General features: G+C 52.7%; 19 protein-coding genes. 2 read left to right on the top strand and 17 right to left on the bottom strand.

Translation table 11 applies throughout. The annotated features are described in order from the left end of the window. Positions 1–35 precede the first annotated feature (35 nt). The 12 genes from HGBM_RS04320 to HGBM_RS31280 form a co-directional block, all read right to left on the bottom strand. Complete coding sequence (locus tag HGBM_RS04320; protein WP_019119866.1) at positions 36–1,118, bottom strand: autoinducer 2 ABC transporter substrate-binding protein; 1,083 nt, start codon at positions 1,116–1,118, stop codon at positions 36–38. 111 nt (positions 1,119–1,229) lie between these two features. Next, positions 1,230–2,186: an ABC transporter permease gene (locus HGBM_RS04325; RefSeq protein WP_019119867.1), complete on the bottom strand. Its 957-nt coding sequence runs from the start codon at positions 2,184–2,186 to the stop codon at positions 1,230–1,232. Further along, positions 2,183–3,181 carry an ABC transporter permease gene (locus HGBM_RS04330; RefSeq protein ID WP_019119868.1) on the bottom strand — a complete coding sequence of 333 codons (999 nt, stop codon included), beginning with the start codon at positions 3,179–3,181 and terminating at the stop codon, positions 2,183–2,185. The genes HGBM_RS04325 and HGBM_RS04330 overlap by 4 nt, the downstream gene beginning before the upstream one ends. Before the next feature lie 2 nt (positions 3,182–3,183). After that, on the bottom strand, positions 3,184–4,734 hold the full coding sequence (locus HGBM_RS04335) for a sugar ABC transporter ATP-binding protein (protein ID WP_019119869.1): 1,551 nt from the start codon (positions 4,732–4,734) through the stop codon (positions 3,184–3,186). A gap of 24 nt (positions 4,735–4,758) precedes the next feature. Beyond that, positions 4,759–5,709: a ribokinase gene (rbsK, locus tag HGBM_RS04340; RefSeq protein ID WP_019119870.1), complete on the bottom strand. Its 951-nt coding sequence runs from the start codon at positions 5,707–5,709 to the stop codon at positions 4,759–4,761. Between the two features lie 30 nt (positions 5,710–5,739). Continuing rightward, positions 5,740–6,420, bottom strand: a complete 681-nt coding sequence (rpe, locus tag HGBM_RS04345) for a ribulose-phosphate 3-epimerase (protein WP_019119871.1) — start codon at positions 6,418–6,420, stop codon at positions 5,740–5,742. 243 nt (positions 6,421–6,663) lie between these two features. Beyond that, positions 6,664–7,458 (bottom strand): DeoR/GlpR family DNA-binding transcription regulator, encoded by a 795-nt coding sequence (locus tag HGBM_RS04355; protein ID WP_019119873.1) that lies wholly within the window; start codon positions 7,456–7,458, stop codon positions 6,664–6,666. Between the two features lie 174 nt (positions 7,459–7,632). Then, positions 7,633–8,319, bottom strand: a complete 687-nt coding sequence (locus HGBM_RS04360) for an HAD family hydrolase (protein WP_147512801.1) — start codon at positions 8,317–8,319, stop codon at positions 7,633–7,635. 97 nt (positions 8,320–8,416) lie between these two features. Beyond that, on the bottom strand, positions 8,417–8,881 hold the full coding sequence (locus HGBM_RS04365; RefSeq protein WP_019119875.1) for a (2Fe-2S)-binding protein: 465 nt from the start codon (positions 8,879–8,881) through the stop codon (positions 8,417–8,419). After that, positions 8,878–9,717: an FAD binding domain-containing protein gene (locus HGBM_RS04370; RefSeq protein ID WP_019119876.1), complete on the bottom strand. Its 840-nt coding sequence runs from the start codon at positions 9,715–9,717 to the stop codon at positions 8,878–8,880. Before HGBM_RS04370 ends, HGBM_RS04365 begins: the two co-directional genes overlap by 4 nt. After that, on the bottom strand, positions 9,714–12,074 hold the full coding sequence (locus HGBM_RS04375) for a xanthine dehydrogenase family protein molybdopterin-binding subunit (protein ID WP_019119877.1): 2,361 nt from the start codon (positions 12,072–12,074) through the stop codon (positions 9,714–9,716). Before HGBM_RS04375 ends, HGBM_RS04370 begins: the two co-directional genes overlap by 4 nt. 90 nt (positions 12,075–12,164) lie before the next feature. Further along, positions 12,165–12,386: a hypothetical protein gene (locus HGBM_RS31280; RefSeq protein WP_019119878.1), complete on the bottom strand. Its 222-nt coding sequence runs from the start codon at positions 12,384–12,386 to the stop codon at positions 12,165–12,167. Positions 12,387–12,784: 398 nt separating this feature from the next. On the opposite strand from HGBM_RS31280, the gene HGBM_RS04385 reads away from it, so the two are divergent. Then, the gene (locus tag HGBM_RS04385) at positions 12,785–13,111 is read left to right on the top strand and encodes a hypothetical protein (protein ID WP_019119879.1); all 327 of its coding nucleotides are present in this window, start codon (positions 12,785–12,787) and stop codon (positions 13,109–13,111) included. Positions 13,112–13,319: 208 nt separating this feature from the next. Here the strand turns inward: HGBM_RS04385 and HGBM_RS04390 are convergent, their stop codons facing one another. Beyond that, entirely contained in the window at positions 13,320–13,817 is a 498-nt protein-coding gene (locus HGBM_RS04390) for a hypothetical protein (RefSeq protein WP_019119880.1), read from the bottom strand. Positions 13,818–13,935: 118 nt separating this feature from the next. Between HGBM_RS04390 and HGBM_RS04395 the strand changes: the two genes are divergently transcribed. Then, positions 13,936–14,193, top strand: a complete 258-nt coding sequence (locus HGBM_RS04395; protein ID WP_019119881.1) for a hypothetical protein — start codon at positions 13,936–13,938, stop codon at positions 14,191–14,193. 208 nt (positions 14,194–14,401) lie between these two features. On the opposite strand, the gene HGBM_RS04400 is transcribed toward HGBM_RS04395, so the two are convergent. The 4 genes from HGBM_RS04400 to HGBM_RS26585 are packed head-to-tail and all read right to left on the bottom strand — an operon-like array spanning position 14,402 to position 18,056. Next, positions 14,402–15,673: a TRAP transporter large permease gene (locus HGBM_RS04400; RefSeq protein ID WP_019119882.1), complete on the bottom strand. Its 1,272-nt coding sequence runs from the start codon at positions 15,671–15,673 to the stop codon at positions 14,402–14,404. After that, positions 15,667–16,176: a TRAP transporter small permease gene (locus tag HGBM_RS04405; RefSeq protein WP_019119883.1), complete on the bottom strand. Its 510-nt coding sequence runs from the start codon at positions 16,174–16,176 to the stop codon at positions 15,667–15,669. The genes HGBM_RS04400 and HGBM_RS04405 overlap by 7 nt, the downstream gene beginning before the upstream one ends. 57 nt (positions 16,177–16,233) lie before the next feature. Continuing rightward, complete coding sequence (locus HGBM_RS04410) at positions 16,234–17,268, bottom strand: TRAP transporter substrate-binding protein (RefSeq protein WP_019119884.1); 1,035 nt, start codon at positions 17,266–17,268, stop codon at positions 16,234–16,236. Beyond that, a complete protein-coding gene (locus tag HGBM_RS26585; protein WP_161605013.1) occupies positions 17,265–18,056 on the bottom strand; it encodes an HpcH/HpaI aldolase family protein in 792 nt (263 codons plus the stop codon). Before HGBM_RS26585 ends, HGBM_RS04410 begins: the two co-directional genes overlap by 4 nt. Between the last annotated feature and the right edge of the window lie 177 nt (positions 18,057–18,233).

The raw sequence follows: 18,233 nt of genomic DNA on the forward strand, positions 1-18,233 counted from the left end.
TCAATTTTCCGGACCATGACCTGGCGACAGATTTGCTAAAATTTGTAATCTCCGGCGTTTTCCTTGGTGAAGTCGGTGGGAGGGCCCATGATAATGGTCTTCCCGTCGGATTTCACCTGGATTTTGCCTACGCCCGGCACATCCTGCCCATCGGTGAGCTTCTTGCCCTCAACCAGGTCCTTTGCCACTGCAACGGCCAGATACCCTAGTTTTTCCGGGTCCCACAGCGTCGCTACATCGAGCGAACCGTCATCGAGAAAAGGCTTCGAATCGGTCGGCAGGGCCGTGCCGACGACGGCAATTTTATCCTGCAGGCCTTTTTCCTGCACCGCCTGTGCCGCTCCGAGCGGGGCTGGAGTAGAGAAGGCCATGATCCCCTTTACGTCGGGGTTGGCTTTGATCAGATCCAGCGTCTTCTGGTACGCTACCTGCTGTTTTTCATCGGAAGCGATCTTGTCGCCGACAAACTTCAAGTTCGGGTATTTTTCCTGTGCCTGCTTTGTCGCCCAGTCGATCCAGGTGTTCAGGTTGGCTGCCGACAGCCCGCCGGTGAGAACCGCGATTTGCGCCGAGTCGGTTCCCATTTTTTCGACGAGCAGGTCGGTGACATGCCGTCCGTACACCTCGTCGTCAATCTGGTGGACAGAGTACTCGACGAGCGACTGGTCTGCCGGCGTATCCCAATCGATCACGCGGATTCCCTGTTCCTTGGCCTTCTTCAAAACAGGGGTCAACGATGCCGGGTCGTTGGGAGCCACGGCGATCACATCCACCTTTTGGGCGATCAAATCTTCGATCACTTTCACCTGTTGAGCCGCATCCGCTTGGGTAGGTCCGGTATAAATCACATCCACGCCGAGCTCTTCACCCGCTTTTTTCGCTCCCCTCTCCGACGCGTTAAAGTAGGGAATGCCGATCAGCTTCGGGACGACGGCGATTTTCAGCTTGGCATTCCCCTTGGGCGCTTCCGGCTGGGCTGCCGGCTGCTTAGCGGGAGCGCCGGACGAAGAGCCGGAAGAAGTGCCGGACGGGGCGCTGGATGGCGCATTGGCGCCGCAGGCGGCCAACATCCCGATCGATAAGATCAGCGATAGCAATCCGGACCATTTCTTATTCATGCATTTTTCCCCCTTACTGTTTTCTTTTTCAGCTAAGCGTTGGATTCACCGACCTTGTCTCCCCCAAGCACTCCCCCTTTTGCTGTCCTTGAGCGGCTAAAGTCCCTGTCGTCAGATCACCCCCCGCTCCGCCACGCGCTTCTGCCGCGCTTTTGCGGACAGGAAGTTGAGGACGAGAACGAGGATGAGGATGAGTCCCATCATCATGTCGACGACGGTCCTCGGCACGCCCAGCAGGTTGAGGCCGTTGGACAACACCTGAAAGACGCCGACGGCAAAGACGGTGCCCATCACTTTCCCGTATCCCCCGGCGATCTCGGTGCCGCCCAGCACGGCAGCGGCGACGCTTTGCAGCAGGTAGGACGACCCCAAATCCACTTTGGCGGAATTGTACCTGGAGATCATGATGATCGACGCGACAGATGCCAACAGGGCAGAAAACAGATAGACTCGCAGCAGCACGCGCCGGGTATTGATCCCGGAGAACAGCGTTGCCAGCGGGTTGCTGCCGACCATGAAGACGCAGCGGCCCCATTTCGTCTTGTTGAGCAGAATCGAGGTGCAAAGCGCGATCGCAAAGAAGTTCAAGATCGGAACCGGGACGGAAGCGATCGATCCGTTCCCGATCACGGCGAAGGCGTCGGGAAACCCCGAGATGGCATTCCCTTTGGTGATGCCGAGGATCAACCCTTCAAACAGCACCATCGAGCCCAGCGTCACCAATATCGGCGAAACGCCGATTACCGCCACAAAAAAACCGTTCAGCAACCCGCACAGGGCTGCTGCCGCCACGCCTGCCAGTACGGCGACGAGTATCGGGCTCCCCTTGGACAGCAAGAGGGCGATCACGACACCGGACAGCGCAGCCGTAAAGGTCAGAGAGAGGTCAATGCCCGCCGAGATGATGACGACCATCATGGCAAGCGCCAAAATGCCCAGCTCAGGCAGTTGGAACATCATGTTGCCCAGGTTGTAGGCATCGAGAAAGCCTGGCGCGCACAGCGCCATCAAGGCAAACAGCACCGCGAAAATCATCCCCAACACGGCTTCCTTGGAAAAGCTTCTCACCACTGCACCCCCTCCCCTTCTACCTCCACTTTCATCAGCTTCTCTTCCGCCCGCTTGCGCTGCAGGTGGTCGTAGGAGACAGCCGCCAGAATCACCAGGCCGACGACGACTTTCTGCCAATAGGTATCGATATGCAGCAGAATCAGTCCGTTCTGCATCACGCCAAGCAGCAGCGCCCCGAGCAGCGAGCCTGCGACCGAGCCGCTGCCGCCCAGGATGTTGGCCCCGCCGATGACGACGGCGGCAATCACGGTCAGTTCAAATCCGAGCAGCCCGTTCGGATCGACAGCTTTGGTGTAGGCGGTCTGGGCAATCGCCGCTACGCCCGCCAAAAAACCCATGTACCCGTACACGAACAGCTGAATCCGGTCGAGGTTGATGCCCACTCTGCCCGCCGCCGTACGGTTTCCGCCGATGGCGTAGACGAAGCGGCCCGCGACGGTGTGCTTTAAAATGAACCACGTCAAGAGCGCGACGGCGAACAGGATGTAGATCAGGATGGAGACGCCGAACAGTCTGCTGTCTGCAAAGCTGATAAAGACCTTGGGAAAATTGGTGCTGTTCAGGTACACCCCATTGGTAAAAAACAGGATGGAACCGTTAATGATGCTCATCGTCCCCAGGGTCACGACAATCGGGGGAATCTTTATCTTGGCGACGAGCAGACCGTTTAACAGTCCCAGCGCGATTCCGCACAGCGGGGCCAAAAGAAACAGCAGCATCAGCGAGAGAAAGCCGTCCGGGAGGCCGAGCATCACGTGCCCCAGGATGACGGCAACGGCGCTCGTCACGGCCGCGACCGACACGTCGATCCCGCCGGTGATGATCACAAGCGTCATTCCGATCGCCAGGATGCCCAGTACAGCGTTACCCTTGATGACATCGATCACGTTGTCAAAGCTTAAAAATACAGGGTTGATCAGGGAAATCACGCCACACAGCAGCAGGAGGACGACTGCGATCCCAAACTCTTTTTGCCTGAAAAGCTTGCCCACTTCTACACCTCCTCCCCTGCCGCGGCAGGTCTTTCCGGGCATTCGCTCCCCGCCGCATGACTGCCTAACACAGCCAGGTTCATGATCGCTTCCTGGGTGGCCGACTCCGCCGACAGCTCCCCGACGATCCTGCCGTGCCGCATGACGGCAATGCGGTCGCTGACCGACAAGATTTCCGGCAGTTCAGACGAGATCATCACGATGCCCATCCCCGCCTGTGCCAGCTGGCGCAGCAGTCTGTGGATTTCCGTCTTCGCGCCGATATCAATGCCGTTGGTCGGCTCGTCGATCAGCAGTATTTTCGGGTCGGCAGCGAGCCATTTGGCGATCACCACTTTCTGCTGATTGCCCCCGGAGAGCTGTTCGACCAGCATCTGCGGCAGCTGCGGACGGATGTCCAGTTTGTCGATGTACTCATTCGCCAGGCCGATCTCCTTTTTGCGCACCATGAGCGCCCACTTGTTTGTCAGTTTGTCGAGGATGGCAAGGGAGATGTTGTTGACGACCGACTGCCGCAGAACGAGCCCCTGCAGCTGTCGGCTTTCCGGGACATAGGCAATGCCGTGCCGCACCGCATCCTCCGAAGTGCGGATGACCGTCCTCGCGCCGCGGATGAAAACTTCCCCCTGATCCGGCTGGCCCAGCCCGAAGATGGCCTGTGCCAGCTCTGTGCGTCCCGAACCGACAAGTCCGGTGATCCCCAGTATCTCACCGGCGTGCAGGGTGAACGAGACATCCTTGAAATTCCCCTGTTTGCTCATCCCTTTTACGGTTAAGAGCGGTTCGCCGGAGCCCTGTCTGTCCCGCTTTACCTGTTCCAATTTGCGCCCTACCATCAGCGAAATCAGCTGTTCCTCGTCGATCTGGTGTTTGGGGTACGTGCCTACGTATTTGCCGTCCCGCAGCACAGTGAAGCGATCGGCGACAGCGAATAGCTCCTTCAGCTTGTGGCTGATGAAAATGATGGCAATCCCTTTTTGCTTCAGGTCGGCGATGACGCGAAACAACAGCTCCACTTCAGCGGATGACAGTGAGGAAGTAGGTTCATCCATGACGATCAGCTTGGAGTCGAAGGCGAGCGCCCTGGCAATCGCGACTAGCTGCTGCCGGGCGATGCTCAACCGGGCGATGGGAACCGTCACATCCAGTTCTACGCCCAGCTCCCGCAGGGCTCGCTGCGCCGCCTCCCGGGCACCTCGCCAATCCATCCTCTGCCACCAGCTTCCCGTACTGCTAAGCCCCATGACGATGTTCTCGGCCACCGACAGATTGGGAAAGAGGCTGAGATCCTGGTAGATGATCGAAATCCCTTTCAGGGCGGCATCCAGCGGCCGGCGGATGTTGGCAGGGGCCCCGTCAAAGGTAAATTCGGCCCCCGGATCCGGCTGTTCCACACCGGCGAGAATTTTCATCAGCGTCGATTTTCCCGCCCCGTTTTCCCCGATGAGCGCGTGGACCTCGCCCCGGCTTACCGTCAGTTGAACGTCATCCAATGCCTTCACTCCGGGAAATGTCTTGCTGATGCGGCGCATCTTGAGCAAATGCTCCGACATGTTACCACCCCCTTCTGCCTGTCCCTAGGCCGAGTGATTCTCCAGCATGTAATGCGTCAGCCGCCGCTCGCGGCAGAAATCATTCACTTCCTGCAGCGTAGGAATCCCCGCTTGCGCTCCCATCCGCCCCACCTTCAGCGCCGCGGCAATCGTGGCAAAGCGGGCGGCGGCAAACAGGTCCTGGCCGTCCGCCAAAGCACAGGCGAGCGCTCCGGCGTAGACATCGCCTGCTCCCGAGGTGTCGACCGGGGTGATCGGGACTGCCTGGACGTGTTCCCAGACTCCGTCGACATAGACCAGCGACCCTCGCTCGCCCATTTTGATGATCGATTGCTTGACGCCCATACCGGCAAAATACCTGGCTGCGGCCAGGGCCGAATCGGCATCTACCGCGTCGATCCCGGTCAGGTGTCTGGCTTCCTGCCTGTTCGGAATGACTACATCAGCCAAATCCAGCGTCCTGACGGTCACCCCTTCTGCCGGGGCAGGATCGAGAATCACGTAAACTCCGGACGCGCGGGCCTTGGCCATGGCCTGAATCACCGCTTCTTCGGGGACTTCCATCTGGACCAGCATCACATGGCTTCGTTCAATCTCTGCGGCGCACTTGGCGATATCCTCTGCCGCCAGCGCATCGTTTGCCCCCTTGATGACCAGGATGGTGTTTTCCGCCGTCTCATCGATCGTGATCAGGGCGACGCCCGTGTGAATGTGGCCAGCCCGCTTGATCCGGCTGACGTCTACGCCGTTTCGCTGCAGGGTATCGATCAATCTGTCGCCAAACACATCACTCCCGACGCAGCCGATCAACACCGCCTCTTTCCCCAGTTTGGCGCATGTCGTCGCCTGATTGGCTCCCATCCCTCCCGATAAAATCTCCACGGATCGGCCAACCATCTTGTCCCCGCGCCCCGGGTACTGGTCGGCCAATGCGACGATATCCGTATTGATACTGCCAACTACAGCGATTTTCATGATAGAAGACCTCCAGTCAGGAGCGTGTGCCTACGTCTGCAGGCTTGCCCCCGTACGTATGAAACGACGCAGCTCACTTACGGCGGACCCCACCTCCACCCCCGGCCGAAACAGGCTGGACGTGCCGCAGACCAGCATCGCTGCACCGTTTTGAAGCACTCGGGGGATCGTTTCGAAGCTGACGTTTCCGTCTACCTGGATGAGAATCTCTTCTCCGCTCTCTTCGATGATCCGTTTCAACCGCGCGATCTTCCCATAGATACTGGGAATAAACGTCTGTCCGGCAAAGCCCGGATTCACGGACATGACACAGACGTAATCCGTCACGTCCAGGACGTAGTCGAGCACGCAGAGCGGTGTGGAAGGATTAAGCGCCACGCCGGCCCTCAGTCCGTGACTGCGAATGCGCTGCAGGGTTCGCTGCAGATGCCCCTTCGCTTCCGCGTGGACACTGATCAGATCGGCTCCGGCCGCCGCGAACAGGTCGATGTGCCTCTCCGGTTCGTCTGCCATCAGGTGGACATCGAACGGCTTGTTCGTGTACGGTCGCAGCGCTTTCACCATGTCCGGCCCCATCGTAAAATTCGGGACGAAGCTTCCATCCATGATGTCGAAGTGATAAAAGTCAACTCCCGCCTGCTCCAACGCCTCCACCGTTTCTTTCAGTCTGCCGAGATCGGCGCACATCAGCGACGGTCCTATCAGCGTCACACTCCTTGCTCCTTTCCTCTGGCTGATTCGGTGCCAATATCAATGCCAACCCCGCTTATCGTTACCCCAGGGTAAAACGCTTTCAATCATTATTCTGAATATATTATAAATTCCATCTATTTTGTTTTCAACATTAATTCTTCTTAAACAAAAATAAAACCAAATAAAGAAACAAAAAGATTGCCAAAAAACAAGCCGGAATGCATTTAATCGCATTCCGGCTTGTTTTTTTGAGGTCAGCCATTACTCCGCCACCAGGATATTGACCCCTTTTTGTTTCACTTCTTTTATACAGTTGACAGGCAGCTTGTTATCTGTGACCAGTTTGTCCACCTTTTCCAATCCAGTCAGGCGAACCAGGGATTTGCGGTTGTACTTGCTGCTGTCCGCCAGTAAAATCAGTTGTTCGGAAATCGAGATGAATCTTTTTTTCACCTGTGCCTGCAATTCGTCCGCTTCACTGACGCCTCTTCTCAAGTCAAATCCGTGGCAGGAGAAAAAATACTTGTCCACGTGGTACCCCTCGATCATGTTCTCCGTAGGAACACCCAACAGGGAAAGTGACTCCCGGCGAAAGTACCCCCCGGCCAGGATCACGTTGACATTCTCCCGGCTGGCCAGTTCCAGGACGACCGCGATCGAATTGGTCAGGACCGTCAGATGCAGATCAGGCAGATGCTTCGCCAGCTGCAGGCAGGTCGTGCTGGCATCCAGTGCGATAATTTCTCCGTCCTCGACCAGGGAAGCTGCGGTCACACCGATCGCCCGCTTTTCTTCCCTGTTCAAAGCCTCCCGCTGCAGAGCAGGGATTTCCAGTCCCTCCTTGCGGTTGCGCACGGCACCGCCATGTACCCGAAGCAGCGCCCCTTCGCCTTCCAATCGTTCCAAATCCCTGCGGATCGTCTCTTCTGTCACTTGAAATCGCTTGCTTAAGTCCGCGACCCTGAGCGTCCCGCGTTCTTCCAACAAATCGATGATGGCCCGGTGGCGATCTGACGCCAATCGGGTTTCAACCCTCGCATTGATATCGTTTGCCATACGCTTCGCCTCGCGTTATCGTTTCCCAGCCAGCCGTTTTCTGTCAAATCACACAATAAAGTCGGCTTTTTCCATTCTATTCTATTATTTTCAGACAAAATTTTCAATTTGAATTTTTGTTTCAATATTGGTTTGTTGCTGTTTTTGTGACTTCTGTTTGTATTCGCCTTGATATCATCCCTGAACAAAAGAAAAGAATGCATCCGCATCACGTAAATCGCGCAGCAGCAAATCAGGCTCGGCCTTGAGCAGCTCTTCGGCACTGCTGCCTCCAGTCGCAACGGCAATCACGCGGGCGCCCATCCGCCTGGCAGCATCGATATCCCTGGTGGTATCCCCGATGACGATGACATCTCTTGGCGCGAAGGCGACCCGGTAGTATTCCTCCGCCAGCCGAACGCCTTTTTGCAGTACAAGATGACGCTCCGCCTCCGCCTCGCAAAACCCGCCAACCGGGAAAAACCGGTTGAGGTCAAACACCTGGAGCTTTATCCGCGCGCCACCCTCGACGTTGCCGGTTCCCAGCGCATGGAAAACCGACCGCTCCCGGACGCCTCTTTCGAGAATGTCCAGCACGCCCGGCAGCAGCTCTGTTCGCCCTTCTGCCACTTCATCCTCCAGCGCCTGAAAGTATGCCTCCAGGAATGTATCGATCCGGGGCTCTTTTGCCTGATGCTGGGCAAATACCGCTTCGATAAAGGCATAATCCAATCCGCCCGCCATGTCCTCGACCAGGTCGAACGCTTCGCTCACGCCGTAAAGCTGCAGAAAAGCCTTGTTCATCGCTCTCCTGCCCGCTCCCCTGCCGCTGATCAAGGTCCCGTCAATGTCCCACAAGAGCAATGTAGAAATAGCAACCAACCTCCAAGTTCATTCATCTCCCCCTTAACTTCTGCAAAAGGGGAGGTTTCCCCTTCCCCTCTTTCCAATGCTGCGGCATTTCCCGTTTGATCATTTTTCAAGATTCGGTTTTCGCCAGCACCGACTTGATCGCCTCTTTGATTTCCTGGTAGCCCGTACAGCGGCAGATATTTGATTGAAGCCAATTTTCTACCAGCGGGTCGCTCGCATCGGGATGGATCTCGGTCAGCGCATGTCCGTTCATAATAAATCCGGAGGTGCAGTAGCCGCACTGAAATCCCCAATGCTCCAGGAACGCCTTCTGAACCGGGCTGTCTGTTAATCCCTCGATCGTGGTTATGCTCCGCCCATCCGCTTCGACAGCCAGCATCATGCATGACTTCGTCGGCCAGCCGTCGACCAGGACGGTACAGGCGCCGCAATCGCCGTTTTCACATCCCGGTTTTGCCCCGGTCAGTCCGAGCTGATCGCGCAGAGTATAGAGCAGGGTATCCGCTGAGCGGACCAGGACGTCCCGTCCTTCCCCGTTCACATGGATCCGAAACGAAGCTTTTTCGCTCATGTCTCCGCTCCTTCCAACGCTTCCAATGCATCAAATAGTGTATTACGCAGCACGAACCTGCGATACCCGGACGAACCGAGAAGATCGTCCAAAACAGGTGCAGGCAGCTGGCGCAACGCGTTGTCGACCCGTTCGGCCGCGGGACTCTCCCTGTGGTTCAAGTACCGCTCGATCGCCGCTTGGCGAAACGGAAAAGCGCACACCCCGCTCAGCGCAACCCTGATCTGGTCATCCACTTTGAGTGCGGCCAGCGTAAGCAAGGGATAGTCGATCTTGTCCAGCTTGGTCTTCTTTTCGCAGAAAAAAGGCTGATCGGCAAATCTTTTCTCTGTGATGAGCTGAACGAGAAACTCCCCCTTCTTTACCTGCAGCTGTTGGTCAAATACCTCGTGAATCGAAACCTGCCGCAGGCCGTCTTCTCCGGCGATGACGACCTCGCTGTCCGTCAGGAGGGCTGGCAGGACAGCTTCCCGGTACATGATATTGCCGCAAATGTTGCCGCCAAGCGTAATTTTGCAGCGCGACGTGTGGTCGGCGATGTGGTGGCAGGCCTTGGCCAGCAAAGGAAACATTCCCGACTCCTCGATTTGCGCCAACGTGATGGCTCCGCCGAAGACGAGCTGCTCCCCCTGCTGTTCCAAAACATTGCATTCGGGAATGCCCTTAATGTCGACGACCGCCTCCGTGTATACCTGATTCAGTCTGGCCATCGTGATGATCTCGGTTCCGCCGCTGTAGTAGAGCGGCTGTTTGCCCCGATCGTGCAGCTCGAGAAACAGGGATACCGCTTCCTTGCAGGAAGCGGGTTTGTAGTATTCGAAGTCAAATGGAATCACGAATCTCCCTCCGTTTTCAACCTCCAGATACTCTCAGGTGTCAACGGCAGCTGATTGAGATTGACCTGTGCGGCTGTGGAGAGGCTGTTGGCCAGTGCTCCCGGCATCCCGATAATCCCGTGTTCGCCCACGCTGCGGGCGCCGTACGGGGAATCCAGCTTGGGCGTTTCAATGAACTTGACGACATAGGCGGGATTTTCACCGAAGCGCATCAATTTGTAGGAGCGAAACTGCTGGTTTTTCACAGTGCCGTTGTCGTCGTAGAGAAAGCCTTCCCTGCTGGCGAGGCCAAGTCCCATGCACATCCCGCCCATTACCTGGCCTGCCGCCGTCTTTGGGTTCAACACCTTGCCCGCGTCGATCACCGACACCGCCGTCACAAGTTCGTAGGTACAGGTCCTGGGATCAAACTCCACCTCTACGGCTTGTGCCCCTACGGTCCACTCCGGACCGGGCACGCCGGTTCCGGCAGCCTGATCGATGTTGGTCAGATGCTTCATGATGTAACTCCCCCGCCCGATGACCTGTCCGCCGACCGCGTTCCCGTTGGCGTACATGTAGCCGTAGGCGATGTCCTTGAGCTTGACGAACACCTGGGGATCGTGCCTGAGAAAAGCTCTCTCCTCGGCGATCTCCACCTCTTCAGGGGCACAGCGAAGCGCGATCGAAGCCGTGCTCTGAAGCTGCCGAATCGCGTCATCAGCGGCCTGGAGCACGGCATTCCCGACCATGATCGCAGAACAGCTGGCAACCGTCTTCCAGTGTTCCGGATTGACATCGGTGTTCACATCCATCGTCACGTGGACCCTGTTTACGTCCATTTTCAATTTTTCTGCGAGCATTTGCGCCAGTACGGTTTTGGTGGCCTGGCCGATCTCCACTACGCCGCAGTTGAGGTTGACGCTCCCGTCCTTGTTAAACGTGACAATCGCTCCCGAAGAGGCGTTGGTCGGGGTGATCGACGTTTTCCAGAGACAGCTGATCCCTTTGGCCCTGACCTTGCCCGATACCGTTTCCCTTCGGCGTCCCTCGTCCCAGTTCATCAATTCTTTGAGCCCCAGCAGGCACTTCTCCAAATCGCCGATGGCGTTTTTTGTCAAGACCGCCTGAGACGGATTGGTGTCGCCCGGCTTGATGACATTTTTCAAGCGGAGCTCCAGTGGATCCATGTTCAGCTTTTCCGCCAGCATGTCCATTGTCCGTTCAATGGGAAAATTAAGCTCGACATGCCCGTAGCCGCGGAAAGCCGTGGCGTACGGGTGGTTGGTGTACATGCTGTAGGTGTCGCACTTGACGTTGTCGACCCGGTACGGTCCGGTACAATCCAGTGCGGCCACCTTGCTGATGTCCGCTCCTTCATCCGTATAGGCGCCGCCGTCAAAGTAACAGGTGATCTCCGCTGCCTTGAGGATGCCGTCCTTCGTGCAGCCGAGCTTTACCTTGGCATCCAATCCGATGTGTACAGGGGACGTGATCATGTCTTCTTCTCTGGAATTGACCAATTTGACCCGTCTGCCGCCGACTGCTTTGGAAGCCGCATACGCGATCAATTCAAGCTGGATCGCCGCCTTGCCGCCAAATCCTCCGCCGACCAGCGGCGTATGTACGGTAATTTTCCCCATATCGATCTGAAAGGTTTTGCTGATGGTTTTCTTCACGATAAACGGGCCTTGGCTTGAGGCGTGAATCGTCACGCAGCCATCGGGCAGGATTTCCGCCTGGACACAGCGAGTCTCCATCGCCGCGTGGTCCGTCTGCGGAAACGAAAAAGAGGCCTCGACGACGACGTCGCACTCCGCCCACCCTTGTTTGATATCCCCTTTGTGGATCTTGGTGTGGTTGGCGATATTGGTGCCCGGCAGAGGAGAAACGGTTTTTACCTGTTTATACCTCGCCAGATGTTCATGCACCAAGGGAGCGTCCGGCAAAATCGCTTCGCTGGGAGAATTGACGACGGGCAGCGGTTCGTAATCCACTTTGATCTGGCTGCACGCCCGCATCGCCTCATGTTCGCTGTCGGCCACGACAACCGCAATCGGTTCGCCGTGATACCTGGTCTTGTCAATCGCCATGATGGGACGGTCTTCCAAAGGAGAGCCGGTCAAAATCGGGATATCCCTTCCCGTTACGATGGCGCGGACTCCCGGCATTTTCTTTGCCTCTGCCGTATCTATCGAAATGATCCTGGCGTGAGCGAAGGGGCTTGTCAACAGTTTGGCATGCAAAAGTCCCGGTACGGCCAAATCACCCGTATAGGTAGCCGCACCGGTAACCTTATTGGCTGCCTCTTTCCGCATCACGCTTAGACCGATTGCCTTCACGGAACCTCCCCCTTTAAACGAGATACGTTTTTCCATTCGAGTAGTCTCCCCGGATGAGGGGGGATTATGCGACGATAAAAATAGCTTCCCTGTATGAGGGAAGCTGGATATCCAACACTCGACGGATCACATCACAGGGCGGTAATTTGTATCCTTTCCCCACTGTTTGGTTAATTCGTCGATGATTTGTTCTCTGCTCAAATCTTTGCCTTCCAAGTTTTGATACAAATGTTCAAACTCTGACTTGCGAATACCGACTGTACGTTGACCGATGATTCCCTTTATAATGAAAGCTACCGTGACGGCATTGATATCCTCGGGCGGCTTCCGTTGGATAGGTATAGCCATACATTCATTGCTTCTTTCACTTCAGCGTATTCCGGCCTTTTCCACAATCGCTTGCTTTTTATCACGACTTCTACTTTCCCTCTGCTTTCTTGGCAGTTGGCCAACCGTGAAAATCCCGGGTGTCTTGTTGAGTGAAACTCCAAATATTCTGAACAACGACTTGCTCACGTTTCATCACACCCAGATCATGGATGATTACTTTATCACCGATAACCGCGCCAATCGGACTGATTTGGTGATGCAATACATTCCAAATGAGGGATACGGCAATCGTGCAAATGATTCTTCATCCAATCCCCCATAATGTCAAGCTCCTTTGGAAGGTTGTGTTTTCTATCCTTGAAGAGAATTTCCGTCAAAAGATTGTTTTGCCTGCACATGATCAGGGTAATAGTCCAGTGGTGATCATAATGACAGAGAGAAACAAACTGCTGCTGGAACATCTTACAAACCGTCTCTACCAGCTTTTGTGGCAATACCGGCAAAAACCGTACCTTCCCGTCTGGGGGGAGCTGTTTGTCGCCCTTCGCGAAGTCAGCCAGTTGGCCATCGAGTCAAAACAAGACGTTACCCTGTACGATATCCACCCGACCGGCAAATTGACCTATCACGTGGAAAGAGGGAAATTTGTCGCCCAAATTCCGGAAGTCCACTTGTCCATTTCAATGGATGTGCATGAGTGCATCGAATCCTTGATGGAAGGCAGATTCTCTCCTTTCCCCTAAAATAGCGGGATGAAGCGGAAGCGGGTAGAAAATAGCCCGCTTTATTCATTTGGGTCATCAAAAAATTTGCAATACGGAAGTAGAATCCCGATGACAGCTACAGTAAATACCAAGCATTCGATTGATAGAAGGTCCAATAATTCGTAATCCAAACAAGAAGCCCGGCTTCCCCCGACGCGGCGAACAGCCAGGCTTCCGCTCGTTCTTATTATTCGATCAGAAGCAAATTTTCAATTGAGATTTTATCCTCTGACTTCTTGCCATCCGGCGTTGTCCAACCGGCATGGGCGAAGGAGCCCTGGACCATCTCGCGGATCGCACGTTCATCCAAGCCTCTGGCATCGAAGATAACGTAGTGCTCCGACACCGCGAAATCTTCCTGGCCCACGTTATTCTGCTCGAACGATCCAGCGCTGGCTGATCTGATCCGGTCGTAGTGGTCCACCTGGTAAACGAGGTTGGGCACTGTGATGTGCCGCTCTTTCATCCTCTTCGACTCATCGATCCTGATCATGACATAGAGCTTTTTGAAATCGTCGGCAGCCGCATCTGTATTTTTGATCTCCGCAATTTCATCCGGGGTGATGTTCGTTACTTTCACCTGCACCGTGACCGTCGGGTATTTTGTGACGCAGCCCGGCACCACGATTGCCAGAGTGGCAAGGATCAGCAGAAACAAGAAATGCCTTGTCTTTTTATCGCTCATACGCCACGCCTCCCTTCTTACTATCATAACCGATACGTCCCGTGCCATCACCCCTGTTCAGGATAGGAAGGCACGCTTTCGGCGAACCTAAGCGTATCTTTCTACAGGGAGGAAAGCCATGATACCTGAAGATGTCAAACAACTTTTGCACGATATCAGGCTGATCGGCGGCGGTATGAAGCAGTACGAGCATCCCGATGACTGGCAGCTCATCCGCAACCTCATCGGAGATCAAATGGATGTCGATTTAATGGATGCCACCGCCGACTACTGGGAGCAGATGAAAAGCTGCCTGGAAAGCGAAAAGGCAAAAGCCCTGGAAAAGGCGGAAAAACGCTACTACCACGGACTCTACTATTACAACCCTTTCGTTTAGTTGAAGACGGGCCGCGACTGTTTTTTCGTTCGCGGCCCGTTTATCGTTTATAACCAATACGGCTAGGTCCCGTCATCAGGAAAAATGCGACGAAAAGAGCCGTGGGTGACGGCGTTTTGAGTTGCGCAGCGGCGCTTCTCAATCGTTACCTACGGTACGCCGCCCGCCGCCCAATCCATAACATCCTCCTCGATGGTGAGGGGTAAACTCAAGCAAACAAGCTAGGAATGAAAAGTGTTAACTGCGGTACGAATAGAACCAGTAGATAGGCCAAAAGCATGATTCCTACGACATACAGGACATCCGGAAACGTTTCTTCTATTCGGATTCCGATAATTTTGGCAGATGTGAACAAACCGACAGCCAATGGCGGGGTAACACCGCCAATCGCTAGATTAAGCATCATAATAACTCCGAAATGGATAGGGTCCAATCCAATACCCGTTGCAATGGGGAAAAGGATAGGAGTCATAATAATGATAATGGCGATGGTTTCCATAAATGTTCCTAATATTAGTAGAAGAATGCTTATGAGGATCATAATGATAACCTTGCTGTCAGTCAATCCAGTGATGAAACCTGACAGCATGACGGGAATTTTCTCCATGGTAAGGATCCAGCCAAAAGGAGCAGCGGTCGAGATAATAAACAAAATGATCGCACTAGTGATGGAGGAACGGGTTATGACCTCTATTAAATCCTTCCACTTCAATTCCCTGTAAACAAACATCGCCAAAATAAAGGCGTACACAACAGCAACAACGGCAGATTCGGTTGGAGTGAAAACACCCGACATGACTCCACCCAAGATAATGATGGGCAGCATGATCGGAAGAATCGCTGCGCGAACCGCTGCCGCGCATTCTTTCAAACTAAAGCTAACCCCCGTATCTCCATAGTTTCTTTTTCGAGAAACCCATATTCCGAAAAGAATAAGAAACAGAGAAGTGAGCAACCCAGGGATAATTCCGCCTAAAAACATGCCTCCGATCGATACACTTGCTGTAACACCGAAAACCACCATGGGCATACTTGGCGGAATAATCATTCCAAGTACACCGCCACCCGCTGTAAGGGAAGCGGTAAAACCTTTTCCATAACCTTTTTTGACCATCTCCGGCTGAATCACTGATCCGATCGCAGCTACGGTTGCCACTCCGGAACCCGAGATAGCGCCGAAAAAGGCGGAAGAGGCAACATTTACCCCTGCTAGTCCGCCTCGTACAGTCCCGAGAAAGGCATTTGCCAATCGCATCAAGCGTGGTGTTGTTCCGTAGGCCATGAGATCCCCTGCCAAAATAAAGAAAGGAAGGGCCAGTAAAGGAAATGAATCAATGCCGAAAAACATTTTTTGCATTATAATATTGGGTGATACAGGTCCATTCGCGAACATGAGAAACAGGAAACAAGAAATTCCAATCGCAAAACCCACCGGAAGCCCCATGATCAGTAATAGAAAAAGCAATGAAAAGATTAACATGCGATCTCCCCTTCTTTCTCAACGTTTTCAGGGCTTTTCCGAATCATGGAATAGATTTCTGCCAGGTAATAAAGAATCATGATGACACCGGAAATCGGCAAAATTAATTGAATGGCTCCCATGGGAATTTCAAGGGCAGTACTCTTCATGATCATGGCCCTCGGAAAGAAATCAATCGCATAATACGTCAAGAAGCCGAGAAAGACGATACACAGAAGGCAATTAAAAACTTCCATCCATTTTTTGATATTCGGCTTCAATAGGTTGATAAAGAAATCGATTCTAGTGTGTTCTCCTCTCTTTACTCCCATCGCTGCACCTAAAAAGGCAATCCAAATCATGGCATATCGAGCATATTCCTCCGCCCAATCAATGGATTGATTCAGTACAAACCTTGCAAATACCTGGGAAAACACAATAATGGTCATCGAACTGAATAAAATAATGGTTAAATTTTGAACGATACGGTCTAATAAATTAAGGAATGGATTTTGTGTTTTCATAACATTCTCCTTTATAATGACCCCCTAGAAAAAATTCCAGGGGGCAGTCTGATCATATTATTGCTTCTCAGCTTCTTGGATCAATTTCAACAGCTCATCTCCATTTTTCGAAGTAAAGCCATTCCATACCGGCTGTACAGCCTTTACAAAGGCTTCGCGGTCAATTTCATTTACTTCCATTCCCTTTTCCTTTAACACGGCAACGAGTTCCTCATCTTGCTTCTTGACCATTTCTCGTTCTTCTGCTTTTATCTTTTCGGCCACTTCCGCTACAATCTTTTGCTGTTCGGGAGACAATTTCTCCATACTTTGTGGGCTGGTTACAAGAACTGCGGAATTGTAAATATGTCCGGAAAGAGACAAGTATTTTTGCACCTCATAGAATTTATTCGTTTCGATAATGGAAAGAGGGTTTTCCTGACCATCCACAGTTCCTTGTTGAAGGGCTGTAAACAATTCGGTAAAGGCCATTGGGATAGCGCTCGCATTTAGCTGTTTAAACATTTCTAGACGAATTGGGATTTCTGCACTTCTGAATTTAACTCCATTCATATCTTCCGGTGTGGTGATCGGAATTTTATTATTGGTAAAATGCCTGAATCCATTCTCCCAATACGATAGAGCTTGGAACCCTTTGGAGGCTAACTTCTCCGAAACCGCCTTTCCGAAAGCACCGTCCAACGCCCTATGGGCATGCTCCTTGTCCTTGAATACAAATGGAAGTTCTTCTACCCCAAGCTGTGGATCGATATTTTGGAAGTTAGAAATTCCATAGAGCAGGGCCATATCCAGATTCCCCGCTTGAATCTGCTGAATTTCGTCGGCTTCACTTCCCAAAACACCGGCGTGGTGAACTGTAATTTCCACCGCTCCATTTGTTTTCGCGCTCACTTCTTCCGCGAATTTTTTCAAATGGATACCACCCGGGTGATTCTCGGGAAAGATGTGAGCGACACTCAATTTAACGGTTCCATCTGTTCCGCCTGAAGCAGAATTTGAAGAACCGGCCTGTTCAGTAGACTGGGAGCAGCCAATCACGGCTAGAGCAGCTAAAGATAAAATAACTGAACTCTTTCTAAACCATTTTTTCATGCTTTGATCTCTCCCCTTAATTTGTTTATTACAGAAGAAGTTGTTTTGACCGCTTTGCTAAATATCCACTTATCAATACCGGTCATGAAAATGCGCGATCCTCTTTCCCTCCATTTCTGAAGATTATAAATGATGTCGCTTTCATTTGCAGAAAAGTCAACTCCAATTAATTCTTTGTTATATTTCCTGATGATTTCACTAACTTCTTTGAATTTCTGCTCCACCAATGGGTGACTCACTTCACCCGGAACTCCTAATGATACGGATAAATCAAAAGGACCGATCATATAGGCATCTACTCCCGGGATGGTTACAATTTCATGAAAATTCGCCACCCCCTCTTCCCCTTCAATAAGTAGGATCACTTTGACTTCTTCATTACTTTTCCTTGAGAAAGAACTCCAATTTTCCACCATATGCCGGCCGGCTCGGATACAAGGACAGGAGCCCCGTTCTCCTAAAGGAGAGTATTTCGCCGCTTTGACTGCTTTCTCAGCATCCTCCTTACTGGAAATATGAGGGACCAGAATTCCTTTTGCACCGAGGTCCAACACCTTTAAAATCAAAGAAGCATTATTTTCCGGTACCCGAACAATGGGATACAAATTTGAATTTTCAGCAGCACGTATTAAATGCTCTACAGATTCCAACCAGATATTCCCGTGCTCCATATCAATGACAATGAAGTCAAAGTCGCTAGTGCCAATCATTTCAATTACTTCTGCATTGTTAATCTGTACCCATGTACCTAAGTGAACAGAATTTTTATCCGCGAAAATAGGGATCACCCTTTCATTATGTCTCTCACTTCCATTTATGGTTTACATGTATAATCATTAGATGGTCTGACCATAATAATGTGATTTGATTGAATAATATTATTATCCGATATATTTAGTCAATATATATATGTTTAAGCTGAATCATGGTTTTCACCTTGCCAGTAATCCAGCCACCAACATAGA

This window comes from Brevibacillus massiliensis, from assembly GCF_000311785.1.
Taxonomy (GTDB): domain Bacteria; phylum Bacillota; class Bacilli; order Brevibacillales; family Brevibacillaceae; genus Brevibacillus_C; species Brevibacillus_C massiliensis.

What these genes read in the sequence shown, in the direction of transcription:
- HGBM_RS04405 (WP_019119883.1), bottom strand. Translation starts at nt 16,176, where the DNA reads ATGAAAACACAAAATCCATTCCTTAATTTATTAGACCGTATCGTTCAA.
- HGBM_RS04335 (WP_019119869.1), bottom strand. Translation starts at nt 4,734, where the DNA reads ATGTCGGAGCATTTGCTCAAGATGCGCCGCATCAGCAAGACATTTCCC.
- HGBM_RS04355 (WP_019119873.1), bottom strand. Translation starts at nt 7,458, where the DNA reads ATGGCAAACGATATCAATGCGAGGGTTGAAACCCGATTGGCGTCAGAT.
- HGBM_RS04395 (WP_019119881.1), top strand. Translation starts at nt 13,936, where the DNA reads ATGATACCTGAAGATGTCAAACAACTTTTGCACGATATCAGGCTGATC.
- HGBM_RS04390 (WP_019119880.1), bottom strand. Translation starts at nt 13,817, where the DNA reads ATGAGCGATAAAAAGACAAGGCATTTCTTGTTTCTGCTGATCCTTGCC.
- HGBM_RS04400 (WP_019119882.1), bottom strand. Translation starts at nt 15,673, where the DNA reads ATGTTAATCTTTTCATTGCTTTTTCTATTACTGATCATGGGGCTTCCG.
- HGBM_RS31280 (WP_019119878.1), bottom strand. Translation starts at nt 12,386, where the DNA reads ATGGCTATACCTATCCAACGGAAGCCGCCCGAGGATATCAATGCCGTC.
- rbsK (WP_019119870.1), bottom strand. Translation starts at nt 5,709, where the DNA reads ATGAAAATCGCTGTAGTTGGCAGTATCAATACGGATATCGTCGCATTG.
- HGBM_RS04365 (WP_019119875.1), bottom strand. Translation starts at nt 8,881, where the DNA reads ATGAGCGAAAAAGCTTCGTTTCGGATCCATGTGAACGGGGAAGGACGG.
- HGBM_RS04410 (WP_019119884.1), bottom strand. Translation starts at nt 17,268, where the DNA reads ATGAAAAAATGGTTTAGAAAGAGTTCAGTTATTTTATCTTTAGCTGCT.
- HGBM_RS04320 (WP_019119866.1), bottom strand. Translation starts at nt 1,118, where the DNA reads ATGAATAAGAAATGGTCCGGATTGCTATCGCTGATCTTATCGATCGGG.
- HGBM_RS04375 (WP_019119877.1), bottom strand. Translation starts at nt 12,074, where the DNA reads ATGGAAAAACGTATCTCGTTTAAAGGGGGAGGTTCCGTGAAGGCAATC.